This is a genomic window from Flavobacterium sp. J27 (genome assembly GCF_004303025.1).
In the GTDB taxonomy this organism is placed as follows: Bacteria; Bacteroidota; Bacteroidia; order Flavobacteriales; family Flavobacteriaceae; genus Flavobacterium.
Genome location: NZ_PJQW01000001.1, coordinates 14,595 through 26,415, shown reverse-complemented (window position 1 = coordinate 26,415; position 11,821 = coordinate 14,595). Strand labels below are relative to the sequence as shown.

The following is an 11,821-nucleotide window of genomic DNA, read 5'->3' as shown; positions in this document are numbered from 1 at the left end:
GTTACTTTCTTTTTATTAATTTGGTTACCCATTCTTTTTCATTTTTATATACAAAATAAGCGTAAAATAAAATTGCCAGTATACCAAAAACATATGTTTCTCTTAAAAAATTTACATAAAAAGCAATACCACTTAAAAAGATAGACAAGCCCAAATACATAACTATTTTAGCTTTATCATAAGGTATTGGGTATTTTTTTTGACCTAATTTATAAGAAATAAACATCATCGTTCCATAAGCTAAAATAGTAGCAATGGCAGAACCTACAAATCCAATAAGAGGAATTAAAAGTACATTTAAAAGTAAAGTTACTACAGCACCTACAATAGAAATATAAGCACCAATTTTTGTTTTATCTATTAATTTATACCAAACGGATAGATTCGTATAAATTCCTAAAAAGAAATTAGCAATTACGATTAAAGGAACGATATTCATAGCAATCCAATATTCTGATTTTGGTACCAAAAGCAATTTTAAAACATCAGCAAATACAATAACTCCTAAAGAAATAAAGGAACCAAAAATGACGAAGTATTTTGTAATTTCAGCATACGTTTGTGGTGCATTTTCATTTTTCGCATGACTAAAAAAGAAAGGTTCAATACCTAAAGTATAAGCCGTTCTAAAAAGAACCATAAACATCCCTATTTTATAACAAGCGGAATACGCACCAATATCAGATAAAGAAACTCCCATCCATTCTAAAAGGATTTTATCAAAATGTTCATTTATAGCGAAGGCAATTCCAGCAACTAAAATAGGAAATCCATAACGCATCATTCGTTTCCATAAAACACTATCAAAATGCCATTTTAATTTAAAATAATCAGGCAATAAAACAAAAAGGGTAAATAAACTAGCTATTAAATTTGAAATAAAAATATACCCTATTTGAAAATCTGCAACATAAATACTTTTCAAAAAACTTACATCCTCTTGCCATTTAGGTAACAAAACAATAAAGAATACATTTAGTCCTAAATTAATAACAACATTTGCTATCTTAATTACCGCGTATTTTATGGGTCTTCCTTCTGCTCTTAACTTTGAAAATGGAATAATTACTAAAGCGTCTAAACCTAAAATTAAAAGAGTATAAAAAATATAGTCCATTTTGATTTCACTCCATTGAGCAATATTTTCTCTAAAAATCAATCCTAAAATTAAAAATACAATGGTAGAAATTAAGAGTGAAATAGTACTCGTAGAAATTACCTTTTGCTTATTCTCTTCTGTATTATAAAAACGAAAAAAAGCCGTTTCCATTCCATAAGATAAGATAACATTAAAGAAAATCAAATACGCAAAAATAACAGACACCTCGCCATATTCTTCTGAAGGCATATAATCTACATAGAGTCTTACCAATAGAAAACTCAGCATTCTAGGCAATACTGTTGCAAGACCATAAATGGCCGTTTGATTTAAAAGCTTTTTATAAAGACTCAATATAAAATGTATTTATGATTTACAAAAGTAATTAAATCTTTTCTTTATTCCTCATTGTCTTGAGGCTTAGTAGAAGGGTATGCTAGCATCTCTTTTTCTTTCACATTTTCAAAATGTTGAGAAAATCTTTTCTCATTTATAGTGTATGTTATGATGGCTTCATTAGGTTTTAGCTTAGTATTAGGCACTTGGTTTCCAAACTCTTTTTTAGGGTTTTCATCTAAAATCATATCATTTAAAGGGGTTCGCATGTGGGCAGCATAACTGGTATCTGACACTTTTTCAATTAAAGCATCATATACATCATATCTTACATTTTCAAAAAAAACACCTTTATCTAATGGGTCTTTTAATACAATATATAAATCGATGCCACTTCCTCCTCCTTTAATTCCCGCGACCCACTTTTGATAATATACTTCTTGTATAGGCAAAAGAATATTTTGAAAGTTGTTTTCACTACTTTGAATTACTTGTTTTTCAGTTTTAGTAGTTTCTTTTGAGCTATTACATGAAATAATGGCTATGGAACTTATAAAAAGGCTAATCAATTTATGAAACATACATTTTTGTTTTATCATAAAGATACAAATATGTTGTAACAAAATTAAGGTAATATTTAATTAATTATCAAAAAAAGGGGGAAAACACCCCTTCTAATTAACGTTTAAAAGCGAAATATATAAACAATAATGCTTACTAATTTTACATAAATATTTAAGGCCATAAATATATACCATCAAGCGGAACCTGAAAAGCTTATAGAGTAAGGGCGTAAAATTTTAAACAATAAACATCATGAAAATATTCTCATTTTTAATTATTCTAACCACTTTAGCATTCACTAAAAATTATGCACAAGGATCTATTAGAATTGATTCCCCAGTCTCTGGATCAAATAGTAATACAATGTTAGGTTCTAGTGTTCCCAATATCAGTTCTGGTTCAAATAATACTTTTGTAGGTCAAAATGCTGGTGAAATGAATACAACAGGATCTCAAAACACTTTTTTAGGTATTGCAGGTTACAGAAATACATCTGGTTCTCAAAATACATTTATAGGACAAAATGCTGGTTCAGTAAACACTACGGGAAGTTATAACACAAGTGTAGGCTCTGGTGCTGGGGCAAAGAATAATGGTTCGTCCAATATTTTTATGGGGAGTAACACAGGACATTATGCAACAGGATCCTACAATGTATATCTAGGAAATCTTGCCGGATATAAATATTATGGTGATAGTAACATAGCTATTGGTAACAAAACCGTGGGTGGTTATCCTGGAACTACATTAAATGGTACGGATAATATTTTTATTGGTAGCAATGCTTATGCAAGTACTACAAATATTTCAAATGCCATTGCAATTGGTAGAAATGCAACTGTAGCTAATAGCAATTCATTAATTTTAGGAGGAACAGGTACAGATGCTGTAAATGTTGGTATAGGAACGAGCTCTCCTACAGCAGTTTTAGAAGTACGTGGAGCAAATGGTCCAAATATGAAACTTACTACTACAACTGGTTCTACTTTAGAATTTGGTATCGCTTCATGTAATGGCTGTTACGATACATTTGCCAAACCTACCGATGCGGTTATAAGGACTTTGGGAGGCGGTGATTTATTATTTACTATACCTGGTACCGATGAAAATAGAAAAATCGCTTTTCATACTGCTGGAGATAAAATTATGACCATTCAAGAAGTGGGTTCAAGTGGTAAGGTTGGAATTGGTACAACAAATTTTCCTAGTTTAATTGGAAATGTAAATATTGAAAATTATAAATTGTTTGTAGAAGGAGGTATTTTAACAAAAGAAGTAAGAGTAAGAACAAATTGGGCAGATTATGTTTTTGGAGAAAATTATAAATTAAAATCGTTAGCTGAAGTTGAAAGATTCATAACTCAAAACAAACATTTGCCAAATGTTCCTTCTGCTAAACAAGTTGAAGAAGAAGGGATTAGTATTGGTGAAATAAGTAAAATTCAACAAGAAAAAATTGAAGAGTTAACGCTATATATCATTGAACAAAACAAACGTATTGAAGCTTTAGAAGCTAAGATAAACAACAAATAAATCATAGTTTAATTCTAAAAATTTTAAATTATGAAAAATATATATTTATCAATAATGTTAATTATATGTTGCGTTTTTTACACAAATTTATATGCTCAGGAAAAAAACATTATCCAAACTGAGTTAGAAAGACTTGTAGAACAAGGCATATTAAATGAACAAGATATTTTAAATTGGAATATCACAGATCAGTATACTAGTAGAAATAGTAGTATTAGACACATTTATTTCAGACAAGTAGTAAATGGATTGGAAATTATAAATACCGAATCTGATATACATATTTTACCTACAGGTGATGTGTTAACTTTTAACTATAAATTTACTAAAGATATTTCTAGTAAAGTATTGTCTAGATCTATTTCTTCTACTAGCGCTTTACAAGCAGTTAAAGCAGCAAGTAATCAGTTAGGATACAAAATTACAGAAAATTTTTATGTAGTTAAGGAAGATAATTCGTCAAATAAAAAAACGCTAGTTAGTAATGGAGGTGTGTCATTAAGTGATATTCCTGTCCAATTAAATTATTTCCTTTCAGATTCAGGTGAAATAGAACTAGTTTGGAATTTATCTATAGAGGCCATTTCACAACAGGAATGGTATAATGTACTAGTGCATCATGCAACAGGTGAGATTCTTGCAAAATTCAATTGGGTAGTAAGTTGTAATTTTGATCATGATCATAGTGAAAATGATTGTCAAGTTCATAATTTTCATAATGAAAAACAACAATTTTCATTATTTAAAAATACAAATTCATTTTCATCTACTCTACTAAATGGAACATACAATGTATTTGCTATGCCTTTAGAAAGCCCGTATTATGGTTCAAGATCTATTGTAACAAATACTGCAAATGTAGCTTCACCTTTTGGATGGCATGATACTAATGGCGTATCTGGAGTAGAATATACAGTAACACGAGGAAATAATGTTAATGCTTATGAAGATGGTGACAATCCAGGTTTTCAACCTAATGGAGGTACATCACTTAATTTTAATTTTCCTTTTAATCCAACTTATTCTAATAGTAATCAGTCGGAAGCTGCTGCTATTACCAATTTATTTTATTGGAATAATATCATCCACGACTTGATGTATGTTTATGGTTTTGATGAAACCAGTGGTAATTTTCAATCTAATAATTATGGAAATGGTGGACTTGGAAATGATTTTGTAAAAGCAGAAGCACAAGATGGCTCTGGTACTTGTAATGCCAATTTTGCAACTCCTTCAGATGGTTCATCGCCTAGAATGCAAATGTATGTTTGTGGTACTCAAGATGGAGATTTCGATAATTTAGTAATAGTACACGAATATGGCCATGGTATATCCAACCGATTAACTGGAGGACCTTCAAATTCTAGTTGTCTAATGAATCAAGAGCAAATGGGAGAAGGATGGAGTGATTATTATGGTTTATTAATGACTATGACTAGTGCAAACTCTTCAACAAGTTCAAGAACAGTAGGAACTTATCTATTCAATCAAGGACCAAATGGTGCTGGGATTAGACCCTTTCCATACAATACAAGTATGACTATTAATCCTCAAACTTATGACAGTATAAAAACAGTTTCTGGTCCACATGCAATTGGTTCAGTTTGGTGCACAATGTTATGGGAAATGACATGGAACTTAATTAATCAACATGGTTTTGATGCTGATTTAATAAATGGAAACGGTGGCAATAATATTTCTTTAGCATTAGTTACAGAAGGTTTAAAATTACAACCCTGTTCTCCTGGTTTTGTAGACGCAAGAAACGCAATTTTAGCAGCTGATATAGCACTTTATGGAGGAGCTAATCAATGTGCTATATGGACTGCATTTGCTAAAAGAGGTTTAGGTTATAGTGCCAGTCAAGGATCTTCTTTTGATAAAAATGACGGTACACAAGCTTTCGACTTACCTTCAACTTGTAATTGTGATATAGCATTAAATGTTATGTTAAACGTAAACTTTGGGGTCGATACAAAACAAGCATCATCTACTATTAACGCTTCAAACACAATTAACGCTGGAGCTATGGGTATTTACCATGCCGGAAACGAGGTTTTACTATCAAATGGATTTACTTCTATTAATGGTTCTGCTTTTAGAGCTTACATTGAAGGTTGTACAAACATTTACGTGGCTAGACAAGTAAACCCTTCCATTCATGAGGAATATAATTATGAAGTACAAAGTGTGGAAACTGAAACTTTGAAAGAGCAATTAAAAATTGCTCCTAACCCCAATAATGGTGTTTTTAAGTTGTTATTTAAAACCGATACAGTTGGTGAAATTGAAATTATGGATTTGTATGGATTGACTATTTATAAATCAATCCTTAAAAATCAAAAAGAAGCAGCCATTGATATTCAGAATAGTCCAAGAGGCATATATATTCTTAAAGTAAAAACGAATACTGGATTAGATATAATTGAAAAAATTGTGAAAGAATAAATTTATTTAACCCTTTTATTTACTTACAAAGCGACTATAATAGTCGCTTTGCCTTTTTTTATATTAGCGAAGTTTATTTTGCAAAAAAAGTAAAAATTTAGTTCTTCTACTTATCTAAAAGTGTTTCATTAAATAAGTTTAGTATTCTACTGTATTCATCTATCCAAGAGTAGGTTTCTTGAAAACCGTGTTCTTCCACTGGAAAAATAGCTAAATCCCAATTCTTCTTTTTTAATTCTATAAATCGTTGCGATAAACGTACTACGTCTTGAAATTGCACATTATCGTCTACCATTCCATGTAACATTACTAATCTATCTTGTAAATTTTCAGCAAAATAAATTGGAGAGCTTCTTCTATAAGCCATACTATCGGTTTCTGGAAAATTTAAAATATTAGCCGTATATCCTTGATTATAATGCGCCCAATCAGTAACCGAACGCAATGCAGCACCTGCTTTAAATTGATTGGGTTGCGTTAACAAAGCCATTAGCGTAATAAAACCACCATAAGACCCACCGTAAATACCCACTTTATCCGCCTCTATCCCTAAAGTGTTTACCAAATAGTCTTTTCCGTCTAATTGGTCCGATAAATCTAAACCACCCATATGTCTATAAATTCCAGTTCGCACCGCGCTACCATAGCCATCACTTCCTCTATAGTCGATATCTAAAACGGTATATCCTAAATCGGATAATAAATTATGAAACATATATTCTCTGTGATACGAACTCCAATAATTGTGTGCATTTTGTAAATAACCCGCTCCATGAACAAAAATCACAGCCGCTTTATTCTTGTCTTCTTCCTTAGGTTGATACAATCTCGCATTCACAGATGTTCCGTCTTTCGCTTTAAAAGTAATCACTTCAGGAGCTTTCCAAGAATACGCTTCAAAAGCTTTTGTTGTGGAATGCGTAATTTGTTTTAAAGTTGCTTTTTCCTTAGTATCAGCCACATATATTTCCCATGGTTTATTTTTATAAGAATAACGCACTGCCATTTTTTTCTCATCTGGAGAAAGGACCACTTCATGTGCTCCATCTGCATTTAAAATAGGAGACATTTTTTTAGAAGCAATCTCTAACTTATAAAATTCTCTATTTCCTGGATGATTTGTATTGGTTGTTATATAAAAGTTTTTCCCGTCTAGCGAAAGCGACGCTTCTCTTACTTCCCAATTTCCAGTTGTAAGTTGGTTTTTCTTCTTTGTGTTTAAATTGATAGTATACAAATGAGAAAAGCCTGAAGCTTCCGATTGAAAATAAACTGTTTCTCCGTCATTTAAAAAACCCAAAACACCACCTCCAAAAGAATAATTTGGTATTCCTGGTCCACCTATCCAAGCTTCATCATGTTGATGGTCTAGTTCAGTGATGTCTCCTGTATTTAAATCCAAAGCCATAATCCATCTGTCTTTATTGTCTTGACTTCGTGCTTCAAAAACTGCTTTTGTTCCTTTTTTATTATACATTGGTGCAACCATAACAATAGGCTTTTCAGTCTCTTCTTTTTCTTTTAGCTCTTGATATTCTTGATAATAGTCAGGATTTTTTTTAATCCCAGATAAATGGGCAAACGAAACATAATAAACAGTATCTTTCTCTACATTAAAAATTCCCATTTTGTGGGAACTTATATTAGAAATAGAAACTTTAGAACGAGCCGATTCGCTTTTTGTATAACCATTTTCCGTAATAAAATGTTCCACATTTGTTTCTTTGGAATTTGTATAATCGGACAATCGAAAGGTGACAAACTTACCATCTGGAGAGGGCTTTAATTGTTCTAAAGAAGCACTTCCATAAAAGATGGATTTGGGTAAATCAGAAGGGGTTTTTTTGGATTTTTCGGCAAACCAATCATTTTTTGCTTTGGTATCTTTTATATATTGAAATAACTCTTCTTGTTGTTTTTCTAAATAAGTAGGTTCCTTTTCTTTTTTGGGACTTTCGGAACCAGTTCTAAAATTAGTTAACTGTTTAAAAGAGAAATCTTTGGTATTCAATTGATATACATTTCGATTCATTTGAAAGAAAATAACAGCTGGATTATGCGCTCTTTCTACTGCATAGATTCGTTCATTTGAAAGATAAATAGGTTTACTTTTTTTAGCCTTTTTATCATAACAATATAAGTTGCCTCTTTTTGTATAATATACTTCTTCAAATTCTCTTTGAGATTCTATATTTACGGTAGAATAATCAAATGCATTTTCTTCTAGTAATTTAGGCTCTTGCATACCTGATTGCCAATAATACGTACTCCCAGAAATTTCATTTTTAGGATTCCATTCAAAATAAAGCGTATTCCCATCGGCAGACCAACGCTGATTATAGGGTTGATGACCAATAAAATCATCTCCTTTCATGATTTCTTCTAATGGAAGGGTTTGTGCTTGTATAACTATTGTGGAGAAAATAAAAAGAGAGAAAAAGTATTTTTTCATGCTATTGTTTTTGGTATAAACAAATATAAAAATAAAAAAGAGCCAAATTTCTTTGACTCTTAATCTATATGATAAAGATTTGTTAAAACTCAAAAGCTAAGGAAGTGGCTACAAAAAAGTTGGTTGTAGTTGTGCCTGTTTCTTTTGTAAATATAGGCTCATCTGAATCAAACCATTTTGCTTCCGTTCTTAATTTTAATTTAGAATTCGGGATAAAATCTATATTAAAAGAAGCGCCAAATACTTCAAAAGGAGCGCCTACACCTACAATCACGTTCTCTTGATCTTCAAAATATTCTGCTCTTGCTGCTACATTCCATTTTTGAGAAATGGCATATTGTGTTATTAAAGTAATCGTTTTCCAATCTTGGAAATCATCTCCTGCTAAGTTTCTTTGGTAACCCAAATCAAAACCAGCAATCGTTTTCCATTTGTCATTCCAAGCATAATCCACATACAAATCGTTGAAATATCTTGTTCTTAAAACATCTACTGCAACTGGTTCGTCACCGATAAAAGTACTCCAATTAAGGGTTGTTTTTTCATTGGGTGTATACACTACTTGTGTTCCAAAAGTAGGCAATGCTTTGTTATTTGGTTTTTCAATACGTTGCCAACCATTTGTAGTAATAAAAGCCAAACTCCAAGAATCATTAGGTGTATACTTATATTTTACACCAGTGAAATAAAAAGGGGAACTTTCAGCCATAATTGAACGTGTTAATGTAAGATTAGAGAAGGTAGAAGCGGATTCAAATCCAATATAAGAAGGCATAATACCTGCTTCGACTACATGTTTTTTATCTGAATCTAAATAAACCCCTAAATAAGCTTCATGGAATAATTTTAAACTTTCAGCGGTATAATTATCGTCTACATAAGTACCTGCTTGAATGGCAATATTAGCATAAACATTCTCGTAACTAATTGTAGAACGTAACATTCCAATATTAATATTAAATTCATTATGTCTACTGTGATTGTAAATCCACCCTAAACGAGTTGGTGATGTAGGTTGATTGAAATCGTAGCCATAAAACGCTTCTAAATATCCAGAAACATCAATTTTTACTTTACTTTCTTCTGGATTTGTTTCTTGAGCGAAAACACCCGTGGTAATAACTAAAAATAGGGTTTTTAAAAAATTCTTATTCATTATATAAAATTAATTTAGATAGAAAATTGGATTGGTTTTTCCAATTGAGGTTGGTTAAAAAATGGCTTTTTGTCTTTTATTCTTCTTGTTTTTTATAAAAAACTTGTGCTACAGTTTCCATGGGTTCTGGAATATCTTCTTCTGTAATGGTTCGCAATGCTTTTTTAGAAATTCTTTTTAGCGTCACAATTCTATTGGCTTGTTTTTGAATGACTTTTTCGAAAACATTTCGAATCACTCTGGCATTACCAAAACTATCATCTCGTTTTTCAAATAACAGTTCAAAGGTATCTTTAAGCTTTTCTTTGGCTTCCTCTGTTAGAATAAAATCCGATTTTTTACAATAGATTTCAAAAATAGCAAATAACTCATCTGGTGAAAAATGATCAAAATGAAAATAACGATTAAAACGAGAACGCAATCCAGGATTAGAATCTATGAATACTTGCATGGGTTCGTCATAACCTGCTACCACAACTGCAAAATCGTCTCGGAAATCTTCCATCCGTTTCAACAAGGTATTGACCGCTTCCGCACCATAATCATTCCCTAGATTCTGACTTAATGCATAGGCTTCGTCAATAAATAAAACACCTCCTTTGGCTTCAGTTACGATGGCATCCACTTTAGTAGCAGTTTGTCCTACATAACCTGCCACCATACCTTCACGATCGGTTTCAATCATTTGTCCTTGAGATAAAAAATCCAATTGCTTGAAAATTCTTCCCAGCAAACGAGCTACCGTTGTTTTTCCTGTTCCAGGAGGACCAAGAAAAACAGTATGCAAAGTAATTTCAATATTTTTTAATCCTTGAGCTGTTCTTTTTTGTTGCACTTTTAAAAGGTTAACCAATTCCGAAACGTCTTTTTTTACATTTTCCAAACCGACTAATTCGTGCAATTCTTCTAACACTTTTTCTAAGGAATCGTTTTCCACTTCAAAAGCATAATTCAGATTAAAATCAACTCCTAAAATTGTAGTTGCATTTTGATTCTTATGGATATCAAAGTCACAAACTAAAGCTAAAAATGAAGCAAATGCTTGGTGCATTTCTTTCCATTTGGGATGTTTTTTTTGTTTTAGATATTGCAACAAATACGTTTTGCTTTGGTTTAAATCAAACAAAATATTTTCTTGTAGAATTGTGTTGAAATGACTTTTAAAAGCATTGGTTGCCACCAATTTATTTAAGTTTTCCAATTCCTTTTCGTCTGCAAAATGTTGATTTCGAATAGCATCATAATAATACGCCAATCCAAACTGTGCTTTTTCAGAAAGATTTTTCACTTTGCTAAATACATAAATCAGATCTGAAAGGAGTATTTTCTCCGTTTTTAATAAAAGTTTGTGATCGCCTTTTTGTGGCAACAACGCATTGATCTCAGAAATGGTTTGTGTTTCGCTATTTATAGCTTCACAAACCGCTAAAGCTTCTGAAGTTGCTTTTTTAAGCTGGTGAATATAATCTACTGTTATTGTCATGAATGTATTTAATTGATGCTGTTTTTTTCTGCCCAAGACAAACTATTGGGTAATTCCATCGTTGAAAATTCGATATGAATAACTCTTCTTCTTGAAGCATTCGTTGTTCTGTTTGAAGCATGAAATAATAAGGGTTTCATTATCATGACACCACCTTTTGCAACATTACAACTTATTTCATTTCTTTCATTTAAATTTAATTCTTCTAAACGAATAATTCCTTTTTTGTGTGATTTAGGAATTATTTTTAATGCTCCGTTTTCTTCAGTAGTGTCATCTAAATGAATTCTGAGTGTTGTAATTTGTTCCAAATAGTTTACTGGAGGTTGCACTGAAAATTGATTTTGTTTTACTGTCCAATTAGAAAATCCCTTCACATCTTCTTTTTTATTGACTGAGATGGTTAAATCCTGATGATAAGCAACAAACCAATTTGAAGTTTCTGGTTTATCAAAATAAATAGATTTGATTACAAAATAAGTATCACCTAAAAGAGTATATAAGATTCTTTTTAAGTTTTCATTAAAAATCTTTGCTTCAATTGAAGGAACTTCTTTTAAAAATTGTCTTATTGCAAATAAATCTTTAGTTCTTCTAAACGAATTGTTATTAGAAGTTGCAACAAGTTGATTAATTTCATCAATTATAGCATTCACTTCCTCTAAGGTAAAAACTGCATTTATTATTGCAAAACCCTTCTCTTCAACATAACTAGAATAATTTCTTTCATCAGGTACTATCATCATAAAA

8 protein-coding genes are annotated in these 11,821 nt (G+C 31.3%); 2 read left to right on the top strand and 6 right to left on the bottom strand.

What is annotated here, in order from left to right:
• Position 1 precedes the first annotated feature (1 nt).
• A complete protein-coding gene (locus CX675_RS00115) occupies positions 2–1,453 on the bottom strand; it encodes a lipopolysaccharide biosynthesis protein (protein WP_130733175.1) in 1,452 nt (483 codons plus the stop codon).
• A gap of 44 nt (positions 1,454–1,497) precedes the next feature.
• A complete protein-coding gene (locus tag CX675_RS00110) occupies positions 1,498–2,016 on the bottom strand; it encodes a hypothetical protein (protein ID WP_130733173.1) in 519 nt (172 codons plus the stop codon).
• Positions 2,017–2,251: 235 nt separating this feature from the next.
• On the opposite strand from CX675_RS00110, the gene CX675_RS00105 reads away from it, so the two are divergent.
• Both CX675_RS00105 and CX675_RS00100 read left to right on the top strand, forming a co-directional pair.
• A complete protein-coding gene (locus CX675_RS00105) occupies positions 2,252–3,532 on the top strand; it encodes a hypothetical protein (RefSeq protein ID WP_130733171.1) in 1,281 nt (426 codons plus the stop codon).
• Positions 3,533–3,562: 30 nt separating this feature from the next.
• Entirely contained in the window at positions 3,563–5,980 is a 2,418-nt protein-coding gene (locus tag CX675_RS00100) for a M36 family metallopeptidase (RefSeq protein ID WP_130733169.1), read from the top strand.
• 106 nt (positions 5,981–6,086) lie between these two features.
• Here CX675_RS00100 and CX675_RS00095 read toward each other — a convergent pair whose 3' ends face one another.
• The 4 genes from CX675_RS00095 to CX675_RS00080 all read right to left on the bottom strand — a co-directional run bounded on the left by CX675_RS00095 (position 6,087) and on the right by CX675_RS00080 (position 11,817).
• The gene (locus CX675_RS00095) at positions 6,087–8,432 is read right to left on the bottom strand and encodes an alpha/beta fold hydrolase (protein WP_130733167.1); all 2,346 of its coding nucleotides are present in this window, start codon (positions 8,430–8,432) and stop codon (positions 6,087–6,089) included.
• An 82-nt stretch (positions 8,433–8,514) separates the two neighbouring features.
• The gene (locus CX675_RS00090) at positions 8,515–9,588 is read right to left on the bottom strand and encodes a porin (protein ID WP_130733165.1); all 1,074 of its coding nucleotides are present in this window, start codon (positions 9,586–9,588) and stop codon (positions 8,515–8,517) included.
• A gap of 76 nt (positions 9,589–9,664) precedes the next feature.
• Positions 9,665–11,071 carry an AAA family ATPase gene (locus tag CX675_RS00085; protein ID WP_130733163.1) on the bottom strand — a complete coding sequence of 469 codons (1,407 nt, stop codon included), beginning with the start codon at positions 11,069–11,071 and terminating at the stop codon, positions 9,665–9,667.
• Positions 11,072–11,079: 8 nt separating this feature from the next.
• The gene (locus tag CX675_RS00080; protein ID WP_370277445.1) at positions 11,080–11,817 is read right to left on the bottom strand and encodes a phytanoyl-CoA dioxygenase family protein; all 738 of its coding nucleotides are present in this window, start codon (positions 11,815–11,817) and stop codon (positions 11,080–11,082) included.
• Positions 11,818–11,821 lie beyond the last annotated feature (4 nt).

Bases quoted from the DNA above. Each gene is read 5' to 3' on its own strand.
- CX675_RS00110 (WP_130733173.1), bottom strand. From the start codon at position 2,016: ATGTTTCATAAATTGATTAGCCTTTTTATAAGTTCCATAGCCATTATT.
- CX675_RS00105 (WP_130733171.1), top strand. From the start codon at position 2,252: ATGAAAATATTCTCATTTTTAATTATTCTAACCACTTTAGCATTCACT.
- CX675_RS00100 (WP_130733169.1), top strand. From the start codon at position 3,563: ATGAAAAATATATATTTATCAATAATGTTAATTATATGTTGCGTTTTT.
- CX675_RS00095 (WP_130733167.1), bottom strand. From the start codon at position 8,432: ATGAAAAAATACTTTTTCTCTCTTTTTATTTTCTCCACAATAGTTATA.
- CX675_RS00090 (WP_130733165.1), bottom strand. From the start codon at position 9,588: ATGAATAAGAATTTTTTAAAAACCCTATTTTTAGTTATTACCACGGGT.
- CX675_RS00085 (WP_130733163.1), bottom strand. From the start codon at position 11,071: ATGACAATAACAGTAGATTATATTCACCAGCTTAAAAAAGCAACTTCA.
- CX675_RS00080 (WP_370277445.1), bottom strand. From the start codon at position 11,817: ATGATGATAGTACCTGATGAAAGAAATTATTCTAGTTATGTTGAAGAG.